Genomic DNA, 19612 nt, shown 5'->3' with positions numbered 1-19612 from the left:
AGAAACGCGCAGCTGGGCGGCACGCGCGCAACCAACTGGCGTCTCATCGGCGCGGCGCGCAAGAAGGGCGGGCCAACCGTCTGGCGACGCGGGGTTACGCCAGTGGCTACGGACGAGGCGGAGCTTGAAGCGGAGGCCCCGCCGCTGGCGGTGAGCGCACCATCGGTTGCCCCCCCGCGCCTGTCCAAACACCACCTACCCCGGGCCTTGCCCCTTCGCTCTACGCATGGTGACAGCCACGAGAGAGGTGGTCTGCGTAGTCAGTGTGCCCGCGGAATCCTCATCCCTGTGGGTCAAGGCACTGCGCCAGATCTCCCGAACCGAGATCTCCTCACGTCCAACATTTGCGGCCCACGCTCCGTCAGCGGCGGCGAGGGCTACAGCAAGTGCCGGCACTTTTCCGATCGCTCTCCCTCCTCGAACGCACAGTCGGCCAATGCGACAGTCGCCAAACACCTTCGAGAGCTGGGGGAATTGAGCCCTGGCGCCTTGCGTTCGACGGAAAGGGCGGCCACGGGCAGGTAGGGGGAGGTCAACTTCGAGTTCACACCAGTGGGCCATTCATAGGGGTTTGCCGTGCACTGCGCGTGATTGTGCGTGCAGACCTCATGCAAGACCTTCACTTTGAAAGTCAGGATCACGATTCACCCCGCGAAGTGCGGCTGTGAGCCAGACGACACCGAAGAATCAAAAAAAATTTTCCGGATGGGGTTGTATCCGCCAGGGCATCCGGCCACGATTCCTCTCAGCGCCCAAAAAGGGCCCCCAGCCCACTACTTGGCGGTGAGCGGCTGGAGGCCCTGAGGCGCTGTGCCCCTTCGGGGAAGATCCGAGAGAGGAACAGTCCTTTGCCACGTAAGCCTAAGACAGTCATGCCCGAACGCGACAGCTTCCAGCGGGAGTTGATCTCGTTAACCTTGGTTATCGCCTCGCTGGCGGTCGGATCCGTGCTCGTGATCACTGGCACCGCGACAACGACGGAAGCAGCCGGATTCATCGTCACGATTCTGACTGCGATCGGGCTGGGAGCTCACCGCAGGGGCCGGCCGTAACCACTGGAAAGGAAGCGGAAGGGCTCGGCTACGAACGGGAGCCCTTCCGCATTCTTATGCCCTGTCGCCGAGAATTGCATAGGCACGGCACCCCCTGTGGTGGACTGCGGCGTACCCGGTGCTGGTAAGCCGCAGCCTGCGCGCTCACGAACAGGCTGCACGGCGACCGTAGCGGCGTCGCTACCGGGGCAGCCGATGGATAGCAGCACCAACCGTCGTCGACCTGACTGGTCGTTATGTTGGTTACCCGGTAGCCGCTATGGGCGTGATCATCACGCCGCGGCTGTGGAGCCCGTTGCGGCGCAGGTAAGCACGGCCGAAGAACCGCTGGAAGGCCAGGATGGCCAACACGGTGACGCCCAGCAGCACATCGTCCAGAACGGGCACCAGGTCGACCGGCAGGGTCATCGCCAAGACGACCCGCACCGTGCTGTCGATCAGGCAGGCGACGCCCCAGAAGGCACTACAGATGCACAGCATCCGACGGAAGGCCGGATAGCGGTCCCAGTTGGCCTCCAGCATTCGCTGCCTGTCTTCGTCCACGACGACCCTGGTCGCCTCGTAGAGGAACGGCCGCCGGGTCAGCAGCGTGCACAACATCCACACGCCGATGGCCGCCATGCCCCAGCCGTTGCGAATCAGCAGCAGCCGCGGGCTGCCGGTCACGAACGACATGGCGACGGTGAGCCCCATTGTCCCGAGTATGAAGATCTGCAACCCGCCGATCCGGCGTTCGGTGACAATGCCGCGGACAGCCCCAACCAGCGGGATCAGCGCACCGGCCAGCAGCGCGAGGAACTGGTTCACGCCTAGCCAGCGCAGACCGTAGAAGAGGGCGAGCGGGGTGATCATGTGGACCAGCAGTAGGCGGCTGAACGCCCCACCGGACCGTGCGGGGCGCTGCGCGCCCAAGCTCCCTACCACAACATAACCTTTCTGACGTGGACTCTTGAGGGGCGTCCGGGCGAAGGGTCACCCGGATCGAGTGGCGAGCGCGAACGCGGTGACCAGCTCGCGGGTGTAGGCGTCGAAGTCCAGCCCCGGCTCCCCGCGCAGCCGCTGGGCTGCTGCGTCGACAGCGCCGCGGATCATCACCGCCATCGAGGGGACATCGAAGTCGCGGAACTCACCGCTGCGCTGCCCCGCCGCCAGCAGCTCCCCCAGTCCGCGCACACTCGGCTCCTGTGCGCTCTGAGACGTGTGCGGCCGCCCGCTCTCGTCGCGCGCATGGGGTCCGATCTGGGTGAGCGCGGCCATCTCCTGTGGGTGCTCGCGCAGAAACTGCAGGTTGGCCTCCAGATAGGCGCGCAGCTTGCCGGCCGCCGTCTCCTCGGCGGCCATCCGCGCGCCGATGAACTCCGCGCCGGCCGTGAACACCTCCCGCACGACCTGATGGATCAGCTCGTCCTTGTCCGTGAAGTGGTACGAGATCATCCGCGGGCTGCTCAACCCCGCCCGCTCCGTGATCTTGGCAAACGATGCCTTGGCATAGCCGAGGTCGGCGATCGTCTCGATCGCCGCCTGGACGATCTGCGCCCGTCGTGCCTCATTGGTGAACGTCCGCTCCGTCCGAACCATGACCTTCCCAGCCTCGATTTATCTGTGTAGATAAATACTACCCTGCATGAATCAAATTTGGACCATGTCTCGGCAGTCGGCCGGCAGGACGGGAGCGTCACGGGCGAGGACATGCACGGTCACAGGGGCCGCCAGCAGGGCGAGGGAGCGTCAACGGAGTCGGTGAGCTCCAGAAGACGTCCTCGAGAGTGCACCAGAGCGTTCGATAAACAGGGCTCCGAACTTCTACCGCCCGCCAGACCGCAGTTCTGGACTCCTTCAGCTTCGGCTACTCCCCCGACGCGAGCCAGTGGAACGTGCCTGGACTGGCCGATGCGCGCTCGCCGGCAGCCCGGTCGGCGAACGGTCCGGCCGGAGGACGGCCCGGTCAGCGATCCGAAACGCTCATCACATGGGCACGTTCACCTCAGAGGCGTCGGACTCTGGGCCAGGGCGTTTCGAGCCGCCCCCGATTGCCCCACACCCCGCTTGCCCGCCCTGCACCTCGCGTCGCCTCGCCTCGCCTCGCCTCGCCTCGCCGGGGCCATAAGCCCCTGGCCTCGGCCCTGCAGACGTCCTCCGGGGTCCTAATACGATGGAGGAGCCTGCGCAGTCCATTCATCCGGGATACGGCGCAGGCCCGGAAGATCAAGGAGGTGGCGTGATCACGATGAAGCATGCCGCTGCTGGCGCTGCCTGACGGGGGACGACGCCGACGGCAGTGAGACCGGATGGACACCTACCGGCGGCACGTGGAACACCCGCGTGACAGTGGCTGGGACAAATACACAAACCCAGTCGTGGTCCGGATCCAGAGCGGCAGGCGCCTCTCTGGTGAAGCTGGAGCCGGAAGTAATCGCCGCCAAGAGCGGCGGTGAACCGCGTCCCTCCCCGGTCAAGCCTGCGACCCTGCCCCGAGCAGAGGAGAGCGAACGGAACCCTGCGCCTCCGAGTTGAAGACCCCTTCGACTCGCTGAGGAGCAGCACCATCAGCAGAACAACCGAAAACACCGGCTTCACCTGCGAAAACTGCGGTAGAGCGGTCGCGGCTCTGGTCAACGGGAGCTACCGCAACCACTGCCCGCACTGCCTGCACTCGCTGCACGTGGACATCTCGCCCGGAGACCGTGCCAACGATTGTCGTGCGCTGATGCGCCCGGTTGCCGTCGAGCACCACTCCGCCAAGGGCTACATGATCGTCCACCAGTGCACCGGCTGCGGGACCCGTGGCCGCAACCGCATGGCGGACGACTCGCACCAAGGCGACGACCTGGACAGCGTCATCGCACTGATGCACAAGGCCGTCGGCCCTCACGAAGCCGGACACACAACCCGGCGCCGGACACACATCTGACGCCCCGGCGGCTCCCGCTCACAGCGGGAGCCGCCTGCCCGTACCACCCCACCAGTCAGTACCCGCAGCGCACAGGTGAGATCTGACGGCGCATCTCCGTCCCCCTGGATAGTGTGGGACAGCTCCAGCTTCAGGCCCAGGGTGGCTGAGCCCCAAGGTGGGGCGTGGGCACCAGTGACTGTGGCCGTGGCTATGGCCGTGGCTATGGCCGTCGGGAGCTGTCTACCTGCGAGTGGCAGTCGGCTCGCTTCGCCGTCGAGGTTTGTTTCGCGTTTCCTGTGGCGGGTTTCGCGGGCCTGGTCCGCAGCGCAGGCGAGACCTGCCGTCAGCAGAACCCACGCCCTCAGCGAAGTCCGTGTCGCAGGGTCACCCCAAGCCGCGCACCTTCTCACGCAAGCGCCTCGCCTCGCCGATCCGCCTGTCGTACGTCGCCCCGAGCAGCAGCAGAAGCAGGCCGGCAGCAGCCAAGGGCACCCAGCGGGGAAGGAGACCGAGTACCTGGACCACGGCTGGGGCGAGTTCGTGCAGTCCGACCAGTACGAGGACGCCGCCACCGACCACCAGCGGCGCCTGAAGACGCGCGCGCACCCCGACGACCGTGGCGAGCAGGGCCGCCGTGCCCAGGAGCAGCGGGCGCACCCAACCCCCGTCGCCCCACATGGCGGTGAGACTCGGCAGCATCGTCGCGACGAGCGGCCCCCCGTAGGTAGGCCACGAACTCGTCCCCGGGATGCTCGCGCGGCGGCGGTGGCCGATGACCAGTGCTGCTGCCGTGACCGGGAGCGTGTACGCCTCGGGGGTGGTGACACCCGACATGGCAAGACGCACCCAGGAGGAGGCAAGGAGCAGAACGGTTCCGGCGAGGGCGGCGCGGCGGCGGTCCGGGCGCAGCGCGATCGCCAGACCCACGACCCCACTCGCGGCGAGGGCAAGGCTCAGAGCTCCTGGGTGGGCGGCCGTCAGGGCGAGGGCGACTGCCGCGAGGGTGTATCCCGTGCCTTCGACAGCCCAAGAAACCTGGTCACGCCCCGGCATGCGGTTCCACGCCGCCGCGGCACCGGCCGCTACGACAGCGGCCGCGAGCACCGCGAACGCCGTGACATGCACGGGCAGGCCGGCGGTGATGGTCGACGCAGCGCCCTCGACGCCCAGGGCGAGAGCGGCGAAGACACCCGCAACGCGCGCCGTCAGACGCGCGGCAGGCCGGGCTTCCGGCGCCGACAGGACATGGGCCATGACAGCGGCCGATACGGCGAAGGCCCCCCACACCGCGAGGACCGCGGCCCGGTCGGCCGACGACCACAGCAGCACAAGTGCCCCGCCCGCGGCCAGCGCGACAAGCCTGGCAACGAGCGCGGCCCCCGGCCGCCGCACCACGTCCACCGCCACGGCGAGAGACGCCACTGCGGCGGCCGTGAGCACCCACCCGTACGGCAGCCCCGCTGCGACCGGCAGCAAGAACAACGCGGGCACGGTCACCAGAGCTGCGGCGCCTGACATCACGACCGCCAGACGATCCGCACTCCGGCCACCGGCGGCACGCGCACGCACCACCGCCACCGCCACCACAGTGGACGCGACCAGCCACAGCACAGTCAGCGGCGCAGCCGAAAGCTGCCAGCTCCACCCCGGCGGGTCACCGAAGAACCACAGCGCCATGCCGGCCACGACAGGCCGGAAAAGGGCAGATACGAGGTCCGGCAGCACCACAACACCCGTCAACAGCAGCACGGCTGAAGCGGCGGCCAGCTCTCCCACCGCAGCCGCAGCCCCGGACGGCGGTGCCAACGGGGCGCCCCCGGCAGGCTTCGCCCACCGGCCGCTTCGCGCACAGGACACCGCAGCGCCGAACACCATCAGCGCAGCCGGCGCCGCGTACCCAACCACCGCCCACCCCGAGGGCAGCACCCACCGCACACCGGACCCCACCGCCACGATCAACGCCACCACGGCCACGCCCTCGCCACCCGAACGCAGCGCGAACGGAAGCGTGCGCAAAACGCGGCACAGCGCGCCCCCTCCCAGCACCAACAGACCCAACGGGACCCAGGCCCGCACCACCTCCGGCAGCGCCGAGGCATCCACCGCCTGCCCCACCGCGAGCGCGCCACCCAGCAGCGCCCAACCACCGCCCATCGCACGGCTTCCCGCGTCCAGAATGGCGGCAGCCCTCCGGCCACCCAGTCGGTCACGGAGCGCGGCAGGCCCGGTCGCGACGTGAGCAGTGAGCGCATACACGACCACGAAATCCATTACGGCCGTGGCGACCATCGCCGTCGCGTAGTCCACGGCCGTTCCGCCCAAGGCCGCGGTGCACAGGAGGCCCGGCAACTGCGCCAACACCAATCCCGCAGGCAGCGGGAGGCGGAGCCGTTGCCACCATCCGTAGACCGCCGCCCCCACGGCCATCAGCGTGGTGACCACCGCCCAGTAGGCGTCCGTCCCGATCCCGTCCAGACCACCCAGCCCGGCCTGACGGGCGGCATAGGCATCCAAAACGACCAGGGCAAGCCCCACCCCGGCCGACGCCTCAGCGGTGGCCGTGAGCTGCCGTCGCAGCAGCACACGAGGCAGCGCAAGTGCACACGCGGTCAGCGCCAGCAGCACCGCGGCCCGACCGCCGATGCCCAGCCGCCCCCAGCTCACCACGCAGAACACCAACGCGGCCACGACCACCAGCACACCACCGAGGATCAGCAGCCCGGCCCGCACCGACCCCACGGAGACCTCCCGCCGCGGACCACCAGCCGCCCCGTCCCCCTCCCCCACCGGAGCACTCGCCTGCATCCCCACAGGCACCTGGCGGCGCCCCCGCAGCGCCGTCAACAACTCGTAGTGACGCTGCACCAGCCACTGCCGGCGAGCATCCAGAGCACGCAACTCCCCCGTGACCTGCCACAACGCCGCAGCATCCGGCCCCACCAGCGGCAACCCACACCCATCGCACCACGCAGGCACAGGCGAGGGCACAGGCACAGCGCAGTCCGGACAAACGAGCGATTGCATAGGCATGCCGCGAGTATGCGCAGCCACACCGACCACAACATGAGTACGCATACTCAACCCACCCCGAATCCCGGAGCTGGATGGGTACGCCTACTCACCCCACCCCCGAGAGCCGAGGACCTCTTTCTCGCCCCCTGCATCGTCTGCCCTCTTGGCCTCCCTAGCGGCTTCCCCTCCCTCCACCCGTTCCAGGTGAAGGCGATCGGTACGTTGCGCGGGGTTCCGTCCTTGGCGACGTAGGTCAAGCGGGTCACGTCACAGGCCGGCAGTCCTGGCTGATCGGGCGGTTCAGAACCTCGATGATCTCGTACGGCTGCACGGATCGGCTGCTCCTTCTCAGCGCAGTTGCTCGGCCAGTCCGACGATGATGCCCTCCGGGCCGCGGACGTAGCAGAGCAGATAGCTGTCTTCGAACCGGGCGATCTCGCCGACGAGTTCGGCGCCGTGAGGGCGCAGGCGGGCAACGGTGTCCTCGAGGTCGTCGACGGCGAACATGACGCGGTGCGTGCCCAGAATGTTGTGCGGCTTGTTGCGCGGCCCGTCGCTGATTACCGCGGGGCTGCGGTACTTCGCCAGCTCGAGCCGGCTGTGGCCGTCCGGGGTCCGGACCATCGCGATGTCACAGCGGACGCCGTCGAGTCCGGTGCACTGGTCGGCGACGAGGCCCTCGACCTCCGCCGTGCCCTCCAGCTCCATACCGAGTTCCACGAAGAACGCGATGGCGGCATCCATGTCCTCAACAACGATGCCGACGTTGTCCATCCGCTGAATCGCCATGCCGGTTTCTCCTTCATTCTCGTGCGGCCGGTGGTGGCCGCTGGTGTCCCTGGGACGGAGCCGGTGCCGCGTTCTGGACATCCTCAGACCACCGAACTCCGAAAAACCTGGATCGCGTCCGAGTCCGCTACAGCAGACCCGCGAGCCAGGCGCCACCACCGAGGGTGAGGACCGCGCAGGTGGCCTGGCCCGGTCCGGGATGCTGAACCGCACCAGGCGAGGGAACCCGTTGATGCCTACGGAGGATGGTGCTGGTGCGCTGTACCCGCCGTACCCAGGCGAAACGGCGGGCTAGCTCCGGGCATGCACGGCATGCGAGAGCGCGCTCATGCTGATGTCGATGACCGTGCGGAGCTGCTTCTGGCTCGCCCCGGTCCTGCTCATCACGGCCAGCGACTGGTTGACCGCCGCTATGTGAACCGCGAAGTCGTCGGCATCGACTTCGGCCAACTGCGCTGCGTTCAGGGCGGTCCGCAGCCGCGCATGCTGAAAGCCCAGAGCTTCGATCGCGCGTGCGGCGATGGTGGGGCTGAGCACCGGTGCCGCCATCGCGGTCTGGGCGATCAGGCATCCATCAGGTACGTCAGGGTCGGCGATGCGCTGCAGCGTGACCTCGAAGAACGCACGTACCGCCTGGAGCGGTTCCTCGGACGCACGGGAAAGCGCCTGGTCGTACCTGTTTCCGTACCGCGCGGCGTAGCGGTCCAGGCAGCGCAGGTAGAGCGAGTCCTTGTCGCCGAACGAGGAGTAGAGGGAACTGCGGTTCAATCCGGTCGCCCTGGAGAGGTCGTCGAGAGACGTGTCGGCGTATCCGGCCCGCCAGAACTGGACCATCGCCGCGTCGAGCGCGGTGCCCACGTCGAACTGCTTCTTCCCGGCCATCACGCACGCACCTCGTTCTTGGACCAGCCGTTGTGGCCCGGCCCATCCTATCTTGAACTGAACAGTCCAAGATGCAGTAGGCTCGGGACATGACCGACGACGCCATAGCCCCGAACCGCTCCTGCGAGCAGAACCCGGTCCCCGGGCTGCCGCTGTACGACCTCGCGGGTTTCACTCACCGCTGGGTCGACGCGGAAGGAATCCGACTCCACGCCGTGGAAGGCGGCCGACCGACCGGTCCCACCGTCGTCCTGCTCGCCGGATTCCCGCAGACCTGGTGGGCTTGGCGAAAGGTGATGCCGGGCCTTACCGAGCGATTCCATGTGATCGCGATCGACCTGCCGGGGCAGGGCCACTCCGACCGCCCTCAAGGGGGCTACGACACGCACACCGTCGCTTCGCGTGTCCAAGCCGCGCTGACCGCGCTCAACGTGCCGAAGTACTGGCTGGTCGCCCACGACATCGGGGCCTGGGTTGCCTTCTCGCTGGCCCTGAAGTACGAAGAGCGCCTGCATGGTGTCGCTCTGCTTGACGCCGGCATTCCCGGAATCACCCTCCCGGGCTCCATCCCAACGGATCCCGACCGGGCTTGGAAGACCTGGCACTTCGCCTTCCACCTGGTGCCCGAACTGCCCGAGACTCTGCTCACCGGCCGCGAGCGTGACTACGTCGACTGGTTCTTGAAAGCCAAAGCTCTGTCCCCGAACACCTTCGACGGCGCCGAGATCGACCATTACGCCGCCGCCATCGCGGCCGAGGGAGGTCTTTCAGCGTCTCTCGCCTACTACCGCGACGCCGCGGAATCAGCGCGCAAGAATCATGACGCTCTCGAGCGAGGGCACTTGACCGTCCCGGTCCTGGGAATCTCCAGCTCCCATGGCTCGATCCCCGACATGGCCGCCTCCATCAGCCCGTGGGCAGAGAACGCGACCGGCGCCTTCATCCCACAGGCCGGACACTTCATTCCCGACGAGCAGCCCGACGCAACTGTGGACGTGCTGACCGCGTTCATCGATCACGAGCGTGTCGAGTAGTTCGCGACGCGCTGGTCAGTCCGGTGACGTCGGCGAGATCAGCCAGCAGCCGTGCCCCGGCATGACCCACCACCCCTGCCCCGTCGGCGGAGACATGAAGCCAGGAACGCGAACCGATACCCTCCCTGCGCGCAGAAAGCCACCAACCGGCTTCACGGCCCCCGGACGGCCAGGGCCCGCCGGTCAGCCGACCGTCTCCTTGACATCCCCCGGGAGACTCGCAGGTGGTGTGGAGGTGTAGAAGTCCACCAAAGGCTCTTCCACGAACTGGCGACGTTTCGCCTCCGACAGCAGGGAGTCGTCAAGGTGTTTACCCAGGCTGTCGTCAGTGGGCGCCACAATCAGCCAGCGCAGCAGCACGTGATGCGTAACCTGCCGCAGGCGGTTGAGGTTGGCTGAACTCATCAACTGAGTGGGCGAGCCGTGCGCGTAGGTCGACCTGAGGTCGTATGCCTCCTTGACGATCTTGGCGACCTCAAGACGGTGAGCATCGGTCAGCCACAAGGCCGCGGCCCGCTGCGCAACCTTACGACTGAGCTCGCCACCCGGTTTGCCGTCGGACAGCAGTGCTTCGAGCGCGATCACGTGGTGAAGGACCGTCTCGTCGGTCTCCTCATCCCACACGAAGTCATGGCCGAAGGTTCGATGGCCGGCACGCACAAGGTGTTCGCCGGCCCGGCCGAGCCGCCGGGCTCGCGGAGCCTCTTTCGGCCTCTTCCCTACGGTCACCTCACGGCTGACGCCGGCGACCAGTGCACCAATCCGTGCACAGAACCTCTCAAAGGAGGGCAGCTCCTCTGCAGTGACCTCGTAGCGACCCGTCGCCCGACGGCTCCAGACATCCTCGCCGTCGGAAGTCTGTTCCTCGATGGGGATGTCACCGCTCGCCCGGAGAACCTGACGACCACGTTCGACGGTGAACAGGGCATTCATGTGCAGCGGTTCGCTCCGCCACAAGGACAGGGCGATCAACGGCTCACAGAACTTGATCTCGGGACGGGTGTGCAGCAGGGGCAGCCGCAGACCAGTCTTCGGCCGGCGCCCCTCCACGGCGCGGTGGAGAAATGGCGCGCCGTCCAGCAGCGCGGAGCTCAAAGCGAATGGCGCCTCTGCCGCAAGAGGACCGGTTGGCCGGATCGCTTGCAGTTCAGCCAGAGTGAACGTCTGCAAGGTGAAGTCACCCACCTGCACACAGCAGCCGGAGGGGAACTCCCCGTCCAGCAGCAGCCAGTCCTCCGACACCGGCATCGGCGCAACGCAGAAGGCAGCGAACGCCTGCGCAACCGAGTCCGCGTCATACGCCAAACCTTGGTCGCCCGCATACACAGCCCGAGCCAGGCCCGATCCCATGAGCAACTCACGATCGGACAACCGAAGCTCTCGCTTCCTGGCGGACCGCGGCCCAACTTCGCGGTAAAGGTCTGGCCGGCGGTCCGAGTTGACGACTGCCGCCACCCGGGCACGCACCTCGCCCCAGGCCGGGATTCCGGAAATGGCGTCCACCGCGGCACTGGAAGACGGTGCCGGGACGGGGCCGGCCGAGGCCGCAGTGAACCAAGCGGCGACGGCAGCGCGCAGTGCTTCGAACGCTTCCTCCATGCCGGAAAGTTAGCGCCTCCCCCGCCAGTGCGCTCGCAGATCGGAAGGCAGATTGAAGCAACTCGTCTGCCGGGCACGGTATCTGGGCGATTCGGGGCACCCGTTGGAAGTCATCGATCGGCCCGACCCGGCGCTATCCGTGCCAGGTCCGCCGGCTCCTCCGGACCGACCAACCTGCTGGGATACTGCACGCGGGGATGCCGGCAGGCGCCAGCACGCTCGGAAAAAAACGGGGACGGGGACGGCATGGGAGAGTCGCGCGCCGTGGTGCTGCGGGGGCTGACGTTCGGTGTGCGGGCGGGGGCCATCCCGGCAGGTGCCTGCGCCGTGCTGTGGGGGACCATCGAGGCGGCGCGGCTCGCGGGTGGTCCGGGCGGCAGCACCCTCGAGGACCCGGCGCTGGCCGCGCTGGCCGTGCTGGGTTCCCTGGCCGCGGGCGTCCTGGTCGGTGCGGTAACGGGCCTGGCGCTGGCCTGTCTCCCCCTCTCGTGGGTCTCCTCCGGACCGCTGCGGACGCTGATCTGTTTCGTACTCGGCGGAACGCTGTCCTTCGCCGAAGTGGCCGTGATGGCGGTCTCCAGCAAGGGTGGGTACGGGCCGATGCTCCTGGCGCTGTTCGCCATGCCGGTGGTCGGCGCCGTGACCGCGGCACGCAGTCGGGAAATCGCGGCCGCCCGGCTCGGGGCCGCGGTCAGAGGCCTGGATCGCTGACGGTCGAAGCCGCCAGAAGGGGCGGGCCGAACGCCCGCCCCCTTGCTGTCAGTTGCTCGCGAGATCCTGGATGCTGACGTTGTCGTGGTGCACGACCCGCGTCGGGACGTCTCCGTTCTCGACGCTCTCATCGGGGCGGTAGAGGCCCCACTTGATGTATCCGAAATTCGCCGGATTCTTGGGGTGGAAGGTCTGCACGTTCTCGTATGTCTTTCGCGGGGTGAAGTCCGATTCGCCGGGCATCTTGGTGGAGACCTTGTAGTAGCCGGTCTTGTCGTCGGTCCAGCGGACGTCGACGCGGAACGTCATCCACTTGTTGATGTAAGGGCGGAAGTCGTCGACGACATCGGCCTGCAGTTCGAGGGTCGGTGACCGGAAGGCGATGCTGTTGCGCTTGGCCATCAGGTAGAAGGACGGCCAGTTTCCGCCGGAGTGCTTTCCCTGGAAGATGATGTCGCCGCTCTCCGAGCCGCCCGGCTCGTAGGTCTTCCAGTCCTTGAGCAGGACGCTGAACTCGTAGCGGCGTTCGTCGCCGACGTGGAATATCCCCTTGGGGACCGCGTTCGTGGCGCTCTCGCTGCGCGGGGCTCCGTCGGATTCGTAGTCGGAGTCGCCGAGGGTCACCTTGTGGGCGACGGCGTGGTCGTCGCCGGACTTGACGGTGTACGACGCGTCCTTCGCGGTGGCGTGTGTCGTCGTCAGTTCGGGAATCCCCGAATTGAGGCTGCCGTCCTTGTAGTTGACGTCCAGCAAGGAGGCTTCTGCACGGCTTTGGGTCTGCGGTGCAGCCGACGTGTTCGGTGTGTCCTGGCCTGCCTCGGCGGCGGCCAGGCAGACAGTGGTGAGGGTCCCCGCCAGTACGAGGGCGGTCGATGCACGTACCAGTGACTTCTTGTTCATTGCGGTGCGCCTTTCGAGTGGGGGAATCCGGGTGCCGGGGCGGCAGTCACGGGGCGGGCCGGTCGGTGATCCGGACGAGGTTGCGGCCACGCATCGTGTAGAGGTGGCCGGCCTCGTCGTTCGCGAGGTGGGCGCCGCTGTACCAGCCGCCGTTGATGCCGGAAACGACAGTGGTCACGGCGAAGGTACGGGGGTCGAAGCGGAACACGGTCGTGTCGGAAACTCCGTACACCACGCCCCGGTTGGTCACCATCGCCGCGAACCCGTCGCAGACCTCGCTGACGTCGGCGCGGTGCACGAGGGCACGCCGCCGGACGTCGATGACGAAGAGGCCGCCCTTGCGTGACAGGCCGTAGAGGTGTCCGCCCCGGACCGCCAGGGCGGCCGCGCCCGCCGTCTGCCGCGGGTCGATGCGCCAGAGTTCCTCGCCCCTGACGGGGTCGAATGCCACGACGGTACTGCGCGGCCCGGTGGTGAGTGTGTTGTCACCACCGAGGTACGCCACGCCGTCCCGGCTCGCGAGGCCGCGCACGCACTGCGACTCGTCGATCGGGTTGACGAAGCAGCGGGAGCGACCCGTCCTGGGGTCGTGGGTCCACAGTGAGCCGCCGCCTTCGGTGTCGGACTGCACACCGGCGAGCACCAGGCCGTTCTTGCGGTCCAGGGTGACGTCCAGGGGCCGGTTCTGCTCGGGGAGGAAGTGGGCCGCCTGGCGCATCGGCTTGCCGTCGCCGGGGTCGTAGCGCCAGATGCCCTGCGAGTTGTACTGGCCGGTGTACAGGACTCCGTCGTGGACGACGCAGTCCTTGGCCTCGCCGGGCGCGCGCAGGTTGGCGACGTCGCCGGACCCCAGTGAGTGGCGGGCGACGGTGCCCGTACCTCCGACGTACACGTAGCCCCCGCCGGCGGCGATGCCCATGGCGACCTGCGCGGTCCTGGGGGCGTGGGCCTTCCCGAGGTCGGTGACCGCCGAGGTCCCGGCGGCCGGGTCGATCTCCGCGACGAAGCCGAAGGCCGAGGTGACGACGAGTTTGCCGTCCCGGCTGTCCACGCCCCAGATCTCGCCCAGGTCCGGCCCGTCGGTCTCGACGGGGGAAACCTTGCCGGACGTCATGCTGTAGGCGAGGACGCCGGAGTCGCCGGCGAAGTAGACGGTGTCGTCGATGGCCGTGAACGACTTGGCGACCGTGCCGGACGAGGTCGCGACGGCGTACGAGGACGCGTCGCCCAGGTCCATGACGGCGACCTTCGCGGGCTCCTTCGACGCGGCGGAGCCGATGACGAGCTTGTCGCCGATGACCGCGAGGTCCCGGATGCTCGGGTCGCGCTCCATCTCCGAGGGCGCGATCGAGGCGAAGGTTCCGGCGGACCGGTCGTAGGCGTACAGGGCGGCCCTGCCCGAGTCGCCTCCCCCGTTGAAGGTGGTGCCGGCTCCGACGAACACCGTCGTCCGGGTTGCCGCGACGGCCCGTGCGAGGGTGCCTTTCGGACCCGGTGTCCCGGCGTCGCGGACCTTGAGGGTCTTGGGGTCGCACTCCCACAGCGCCGGGGCGGACTCGGCTCCACCGCCCACCGCGTACAGGAATCCGTCGGGCGCGACAGTGAGGGCCCGGACGTCGCGGTCGGCTATGCGGGCGATGGCCTTGGCAGGTGTGCCGGGCGTCTTGAGGTCCCAGCGGTAGAGATTGGGCTTGCCTTCATCGGACTTCTGCAACACACCGGCGTAGAGGTACCGGCCGGTGGCGTCGGCGGCGAGGGCCTGGATGGAGTGCCCATTGGTGAGCGCGGTCTGGGCCACGACTCTGCGGGTGGGCAGGTGGAGCGCGATGATGCGCACCGGGTCGACGTTGCGCGAGCCGATGTACACGGTGTCGCCGACCAGGACCGCACTCATCAGCGAGAACTGGACCACGGCCGGCCCGAGGTCGGTGATCTTGGCGGTGGGCCGGCCGGGGGCTGCGGCCGATATTCCCGCGAGGCCGAGCGTGGCGGCCAGGCCGGCCGCACCTCCTGCCTGCAGCATGTGTCGTCTGCTGATGGTCCGGGGGTTGGGCATGGCTTCCTCCGGTGTCTGCGGAGTGAGGTGTGTGGGGGTGCCCGTCCCGGTGGAGGGGCGGGCCCTGGTGCACCAGGAGTTGCTGTGGACCGGTGCCGTATCGCGTGCTTGGTCGGGGGGCGGGAGGCCCGCGTGGCAGGGCGGCCCCCTGTGCGGGGCCGTCGCGGTCGTCGGCAGTGGTCATGCCTGCACCACCAGGGATTGTTGGGTCACCGGGGAGAGCGGCGGCAGACCGGCGGCGTAACGTTCGAGTTCGGTGAGGACCGCGGCGGACATGGTCCGGGTCTCCGATCCGAGCGAGCCGGCGATATGCGGTGTGAGGACCACGTTGGGCAGGTCGTACAGGGGGCTGGTGGCCGGCAGCGGTTCGGGGTCAGTCACGTCGAGGACGGCATGCAGGCCGTTGCGGCAGGCGTCTTCGAGTGCGAGGTGGTCGATCAGGGCTCCGCGGGCGGTATTGACGAGTACCGCGCCGGGGGGCAGTGCGGCGAGCTGCGCAGCCGCGATCATGTGGTGGGTCCCCGGCAGCGCCGGCGCATGCAGACTCAGCACGTCGGCCTGCGGCAGCGCCTCCTCCAGCAGCGCCGGTTCGGCTCCGGCCGCGGTGATCGCGGCCGGATCGACGACCGGATCGACGACGAGCACCCGGGCGAGACCGAGGCTGCGCAGCAGGTGGGTGACACGCCTGCCGATGCGGGAGAAACCGACCACGACGACCGTGCGGTCGCGGCCGCTCAGCTCTCCCCTGCCGTCCCGGTACGTCCAGTCCTCGCGGAATCGTCGTGCGTCGGCGGCGAGGAAGGGCACCTTCTTGAACGCCCACAGCACCGCGGCAAGCGTGTACTGGGCGACGGGTTCGGCGTTGGCGTCGGCCGCCGTGGTCACCAGCAGGCCGCGGTCGAACGCGGCGGCCGGTACGTGGCCGCGTACGGAGCCCGCCGCGTGCAGGACGGCGCGCAGCCGCGGCGCGGCCCGCAGCACCGGTTCGTCCAGCACCGGGCAGCCCCATGAGGTGATCAGGACCTCTGTCTCGGCGAGACGCGCGAGGGTGCGGTCACCGCTCAGGTCCTCTGCCGCCACCGGCTCACCCAGGGAGGCGGCGGCCCGCAGGCGGGTCATCTCGGCCGGGCCGAACTGCGTCTCTCGGGTCCGGCGGTTCATCAGCAGGAGCGTTTCGGGCCTGCGTACGGCGGCGGTCACTTCACGCTCCCGGCGGACAGGCCGCTGCGCCACTGGCGCTGCAGCACGAGGAAGGCGACGACCAGCGGGATCACCGCGAGGAGGGACCCGGTGATCACCAGGGGGTTGTAGTCGGGGAACTGGGGTGCGCGGGTGCCCCATTGGTAGATGCCGAGGGTCATGGGGAACAGCTCGGGGTCGGTGAGCATCACCAGCGGCAGAAAGAAGTTGTTCCAGATGCTGACGAACTGGAACAACAGAATGGTCACGAATCCTGGCAGCATCACGGGCAGGGCGATCGTCGCGAACGTGCGCAGTTCGCCGGCTCCGTCGAGCCGCGCCGCTTCGAGGACCTCGTCGGGAACGGACGCTTCGGCGAAGGTCCGTGCGAGGTAGACGCCGAAGGGGTTGGTGAGCAAGGGGATGAACACCGCCCAGAAGGTGTCCACGACGCGCAGGTGCGAGGCGAGAAGGTACAACGGCAGGGCGAGGGCCGTGGGCGGCACGAGAACGCCGGCCAGGGTCACCGCGAACAGGGCGCGCCGTCCGGGAAAGTCGAGTTTGGCGATGGCGTAGCCGCAGGCGGTGCAGATCAGCGCGCCGAGGAGTGCTCCCACCCCGGCGTAGAGCACGGAGTTGCGGATCCAGTCGAGGAAGACCCCGTCCTCCGTGGTGAAGAGGTTCCGCAAGTTGTCCCACAGGTGCCAGTCCGCGAACTCGAAGGCGCCGCTGGTGGAGAAGTCGCCGACGGACTTGGTGGCGGAGGTGGCCAGCCACACCAGGGGCAGCACGCTGTAGAGCGCGGCGAGGAGCAGTACGCCGTGCACGGCACCCCGGGAGGTCCATCGCGATCCGGCGGCCCGCCCGGGCGTGGCGGGGCGGGGCGGCGTCGTGGTCGGGGCAGTCATCGTGACCTCCGGGCGGACAGCCGCATCACCAGCGCGGAGAGCAGGGCCGAGGCCGCGGCGAGCAGGATGGACGCGGCGGCGGCGCGCCCGTAGTCGTTGCTGATGAAGGCCGCTTCGTAGATGTAGAGGCTGGGGGTCCAGGTACTGGTCACCGTGCCGGTGAAGGTCCGCAGCACCAGAGGTTCGGTGAACAGCTGCAGCGAGCCGATCGTGGTGAACACGAGCGCGACGAAAATCGTCGGCCGGATCATGGGGACCTTGATGGACAGGGCGGTGCGGAGGGCGCCGGCGCCGTCGGCGCGTGCGGCTTCGAGCACGTCGCGGGGTACGGCCTGGAGCGCGGTGTAGAAAATGATCATGTTGTAGCCCATCCACTGCCAGGTGGCCATGTTCACGATGGAGGGCAGTACGCCGCCGTCACTGAGCGGGTCGAACGGGAGGATGTCGTTCAGCGGGCCGATGTCCGGGCTGTAGAGATAGCCCCAGATCAATCCGGCGATCACCCCGGGCACCGCGTGCGGCAGGAAGACGGCCAGCGACCAGATCTGGCGCAGCCGTACGGCGGCGGAGTCCAGCAGCAGAGCGATGGCCAGGGCGCCGGCGAACATCACCGGGATATGGACCAGGGCGTACAGGGCTACGTGGGCCACGCTGTCCCGGAAGGCGGGGTCTCCGAGGACTGACGCGTAGGTGGCGAGTCCGGTGAACACCTGGCGGTAGCCCTCGAATCCGAGTCCCGAGAGGCGGTCGGTGAACAGGCTCAGGTAGATGGCGTATCCGATGGGCACCACCACCGTGCAGAGCAGCAGCAGCGCGAAGGGCGCGGCCAGTGCCATCCCGGCCCGTCGACGGCGGCCCGTCCGCCGGGACGGCGCCTCAGGAGCGGTGACGGGTGCGGGCGTTGAGGTGGGGGCGAGAGTGGTGGTCATGTCCGTGCTCCGTTCGTCACGGCCAGACCACGCTCACGCATGGTGGTCACGGCGGAGGACTGGAGGCGGTGCATCGCCTTGGTCATCGTGGTCGCTCCGGTGGGCACGGGCCCCAGGGCATCGGCGGCCGCGGAGAAGACACTGAGTGCGTTGGGGCCCCAGGTCCACGTCGGCACACGGGTCGCCGCCTCGTCCAGCACGTCGTGGACCGGGTCGCCGGTGAAATACGTGTCGTCGTACGCCTCACGGGCCACCCGCCGGGCGGAGCGGTACGCCGGCGAGGGGAAGGTCACCTTCGCTCCGATGCGCGGAACCGCGGGGTCGGTGCTCAGCCAGCGCAGGAACGTCAGGGCAGCCTCGGGCGCCTCGCTCTCGGCGGATATCCCGAAGGCGGAACCGCCGTGCACGCCATTGGCCGCCTCGTCTCCCCAGGTCGGCATCGTCGCGACGGCCCAGCGCCCGGTGTCCTTGGGCAGGGACTTCTTCAGCAGCCCCACGCTCCAGGTCGCGCCCAGAAGCCCCCACAGCCGCCCCTCGTGCATGGCGGCGGTCCAGCTCTGCGTGCCGGTGCCGCTACCGGCGACCCGGCCGGAGCTGATCATTTCCTGCCAGTAGTCGGCGGTGCGCAAGGTGCCCCGGCGGTCGATGCCGACCTGCCAGGAGCCGTCGGTGATCCGCCACCACGGGTCCCCCGCCTGCCAGGCCATCCCGGCGAGGAACGCGCCGTCGTTGAGGGGAAAGGTGGTGATCCGCGCCGCCCGGTCGGCCCGGCGGACGGCGGTGGCGGCCTGCCGGAACTCCTCCCAGGTACGGGGCACCCGGATTCCCGCGTCGTCGAAAAGATCCTTGCGGTAGTAGAAGGCCATCGGGCAGAAGTCCATCGGCACGGCCCAGGTACGGCCGTCCGGGCGGACGGCCTGCCAGGCGGCGGGCAGGAAACCGTCAGCCAAGTCAGCCACGTCGTCGGTCAGTTCGCGCAGGCCGCCGGTCGTCAGGATCTGCGGCAACGCCTGATATTCCACGTGCAGGATGTCCGGAGCGTTGTGGGCGCGGATCGCATTGGTCTGCTGCGCGTAGCCGCCCGCGACGCCGGCGGCGATCACGCTCAGCTCGACACGGACATCACGTTGGCTGGAGTTGAAAGCCGCGACGTACCGGTCCATCCCGGTCAGCCAGGACCACATGCGCACGCGGGTGGTTCCGGAGGACCGGTTCGCGCAACCGGAGAGAGCGCCGCCGGTGAGGAGCGTGGCACCGAGGCCGGAGGAGGTACGCAGCAGCGATCTCCTCGACCAGCGTGTCCGAGGACCGCCCTCTCTGTCACCGGCGTCGGGAGGCATGCCGAACACCATGAGTTTCCTTTCAGGCAGCGAGGTGTTCGCACACTTCAGCGCCCGTGGAAGCCCCTGGTCAACGACAACGAACCAAAGCGATCAACTTCGATAGACAACGAAAGCTACTTCGGCAGCGAAACCCAGCACAGCGCCCGCAGCACCGTCCGGCAGGAGCAACTGCCGGTGCACAGAAGCAGGCTCTGACCGGCCACGAGCACGGGACGAGCAAGCGCCTTCTCCTTCCACGCGGCCGAGGTGATGCGATAGAACGGGGCCCACGGAGAAGGAAACCCAACGAAGCAAATCGATCACCCCAGCAAGCGGGAGCGGGAGC

15 protein-coding genes are annotated in these 19612 nt (G+C 68.5%); 3 read left to right on the top strand and 12 right to left on the bottom strand.

The window, feature by feature from the left end:
• Positions 1–1295: 1295 nt before the first annotated feature.
• On the bottom strand, positions 1296–1976 hold the full coding sequence (locus QOM21_RS36335; RefSeq protein WP_407555358.1) for a VC0807 family protein: 681 nt from the start codon (positions 1974–1976) through the stop codon (positions 1296–1298).
• 48 nt (positions 1977–2024) lie between these two features.
• Positions 2025–2630: a TetR/AcrR family transcriptional regulator gene (locus tag QOM21_RS36330; protein ID WP_407555357.1), complete on the bottom strand. Its 606-nt coding sequence runs from the start codon at positions 2628–2630 to the stop codon at positions 2025–2027.
• An 853-nt stretch (positions 2631–3483) separates the two neighbouring features.
• On the opposite strand from QOM21_RS36330, the gene QOM21_RS36325 reads away from it, so the two are divergent.
• The gene (locus QOM21_RS36325) at positions 3484–3963 is read left to right on the top strand and encodes an RNHCP domain-containing protein (protein ID WP_407555356.1); all 480 of its coding nucleotides are present in this window, start codon (positions 3484–3486) and stop codon (positions 3961–3963) included.
• A 366-nt stretch (positions 3964–4329) separates the two neighbouring features.
• Here QOM21_RS36325 and QOM21_RS36320 read toward each other — a convergent pair whose 3' ends face one another.
• The 3 genes from QOM21_RS36320 to QOM21_RS36310 form a co-directional block, all read right to left on the bottom strand.
• Positions 4330–6885 carry an SCO7613 C-terminal domain-containing membrane protein gene (locus QOM21_RS36320; RefSeq protein ID WP_407556012.1) on the bottom strand — a complete coding sequence of 852 codons (2556 nt, stop codon included), beginning with the start codon at positions 6883–6885 and terminating at the stop codon, positions 4330–4332.
• 420 nt (positions 6886–7305) lie between these two features.
• Positions 7306–7746 carry a VOC family protein gene (locus tag QOM21_RS36315; protein WP_407555355.1) on the bottom strand — a complete coding sequence of 147 codons (441 nt, stop codon included), beginning with the start codon at positions 7744–7746 and terminating at the stop codon, positions 7306–7308.
• 291 nt (positions 7747–8037) lie between these two features.
• Entirely contained in the window at positions 8038–8628 is a 591-nt protein-coding gene (locus QOM21_RS36310; RefSeq protein ID WP_407555354.1) for a TetR/AcrR family transcriptional regulator, read from the bottom strand.
• A gap of 89 nt (positions 8629–8717) precedes the next feature.
• Between QOM21_RS36310 and QOM21_RS36305 the strand changes: the two genes are divergently transcribed.
• A complete protein-coding gene (locus QOM21_RS36305) occupies positions 8718–9662 on the top strand; it encodes an alpha/beta fold hydrolase (protein ID WP_407555353.1) in 945 nt (314 codons plus the stop codon).
• A gap of 183 nt (positions 9663–9845) precedes the next feature.
• Here the strand turns inward: QOM21_RS36305 and QOM21_RS36300 are convergent, their stop codons facing one another.
• Complete coding sequence (locus tag QOM21_RS36300) at positions 9846–11261, bottom strand: hypothetical protein (RefSeq protein ID WP_407555352.1); 1416 nt, start codon at positions 11259–11261, stop codon at positions 9846–9848.
• 246 nt (positions 11262–11507) lie between these two features.
• On the opposite strand from QOM21_RS36300, the gene QOM21_RS36295 reads away from it, so the two are divergent.
• Positions 11508–11972: a hypothetical protein gene (locus QOM21_RS36295; protein ID WP_407555351.1), complete on the top strand. Its 465-nt coding sequence runs from the start codon at positions 11508–11510 to the stop codon at positions 11970–11972.
• Positions 11973–12020: 48 nt separating this feature from the next.
• Here QOM21_RS36295 and QOM21_RS36290 read toward each other — a convergent pair whose 3' ends face one another.
• From QOM21_RS36290 to QOM21_RS36265, 6 genes are all read right to left on the bottom strand, one after another.
• The gene (locus QOM21_RS36290; RefSeq protein WP_407555350.1) at positions 12021–12872 is read right to left on the bottom strand and encodes a heparin lyase I family protein; all 852 of its coding nucleotides are present in this window, start codon (positions 12870–12872) and stop codon (positions 12021–12023) included.
• Between the two features lie 46 nt (positions 12873–12918).
• The gene (locus QOM21_RS36285) at positions 12919–14928 is read right to left on the bottom strand and encodes a PQQ-binding-like beta-propeller repeat protein (RefSeq protein WP_407555349.1); all 2010 of its coding nucleotides are present in this window, start codon (positions 14926–14928) and stop codon (positions 12919–12921) included.
• A 180-nt stretch (positions 14929–15108) separates the two neighbouring features.
• Positions 15109–16089, bottom strand: coding sequence for a hydroxyacid dehydrogenase (locus tag QOM21_RS36280; RefSeq protein ID WP_407556011.1), 981 nt, complete (start codon positions 16087–16089; stop codon positions 15109–15111).
• A gap of 35 nt (positions 16090–16124) precedes the next feature.
• Entirely contained in the window at positions 16125–17015 is an 891-nt protein-coding gene (locus QOM21_RS36275) for a carbohydrate ABC transporter permease (protein ID WP_407555348.1), read from the bottom strand.
• Complete coding sequence (locus QOM21_RS36270; protein ID WP_407555347.1) at positions 17012–17944, bottom strand: carbohydrate ABC transporter permease; 933 nt, start codon at positions 17942–17944, stop codon at positions 17012–17014. The genes QOM21_RS36275 and QOM21_RS36270 overlap by 4 nt, the downstream gene beginning before the upstream one ends.
• The gene (locus tag QOM21_RS36265) at positions 17941–19284 is read right to left on the bottom strand and encodes an ABC transporter substrate-binding protein (protein ID WP_407555346.1); all 1344 of its coding nucleotides are present in this window, start codon (positions 19282–19284) and stop codon (positions 17941–17943) included. Before QOM21_RS36265 ends, QOM21_RS36270 begins: the two co-directional genes overlap by 4 nt.
• Positions 19285–19612 lie beyond the last annotated feature (328 nt).

Origin of the sequence: Streptomyces sp. Pv4-95 (genome assembly GCF_045782725.1) — a bacterium.
Classification (GTDB): Bacteria; Actinomycetota; Actinomycetes; order Streptomycetales; family Streptomycetaceae; genus Streptomyces.
The sequence above is the reverse complement of the archived record's forward strand: the minus strand, read 5'-3'. Positions and strand labels throughout refer to the sequence as shown.

Coding starts and splice junctions, on each gene's coding strand:
- QOM21_RS36330 (WP_407555357.1), bottom strand. CDS start 2,630: ATGGTTCGGACGGAGCGGACGTTCACCAATGAGGCACGACGGGCGCAG.
- QOM21_RS36315 (WP_407555355.1), bottom strand. CDS start 7,746: ATGGCGATTCAGCGGATGGACAACGTCGGCATCGTTGTTGAGGACATG.
- QOM21_RS36310 (WP_407555354.1), bottom strand. CDS start 8,628: ATGGCCGGGAAGAAGCAGTTCGACGTGGGCACCGCGCTCGACGCGGCG.
- QOM21_RS36305 (WP_407555353.1), top strand. CDS start 8,718: ATGACCGACGACGCCATAGCCCCGAACCGCTCCTGCGAGCAGAACCCG.
- QOM21_RS36300 (WP_407555352.1), bottom strand. CDS start 11,261: ATGGAGGAAGCGTTCGAAGCACTGCGCGCTGCCGTCGCCGCTTGGTTC.
- QOM21_RS36295 (WP_407555351.1), top strand. CDS start 11,508: ATGGGAGAGTCGCGCGCCGTGGTGCTGCGGGGGCTGACGTTCGGTGTG.
- QOM21_RS36290 (WP_407555350.1), bottom strand. CDS start 12,872: ATGAACAAGAAGTCACTGGTACGTGCATCGACCGCCCTCGTACTGGCG.
- QOM21_RS36285 (WP_407555349.1), bottom strand. CDS start 14,928: ATGCCCAACCCCCGGACCATCAGCAGACGACACATGCTGCAGGCAGGA.
- QOM21_RS36280 (WP_407556011.1), bottom strand. CDS start 16,089: ATGAACCGCCGGACCCGAGAGACGCAGTTCGGCCCGGCCGAGATGACC.
- QOM21_RS36275 (WP_407555348.1), bottom strand. CDS start 17,015: ATGACTGCCCCGACCACGACGCCGCCCCGCCCCGCCACGCCCGGGCGG.
- QOM21_RS36270 (WP_407555347.1), bottom strand. CDS start 17,944: ATGACCACCACTCTCGCCCCCACCTCAACGCCCGCACCCGTCACCGCT.
- QOM21_RS36265 (WP_407555346.1), bottom strand. CDS start 19,284: ATGCCTCCCGACGCCGGTGACAGAGAGGGCGGTCCTCGGACACGCTGG.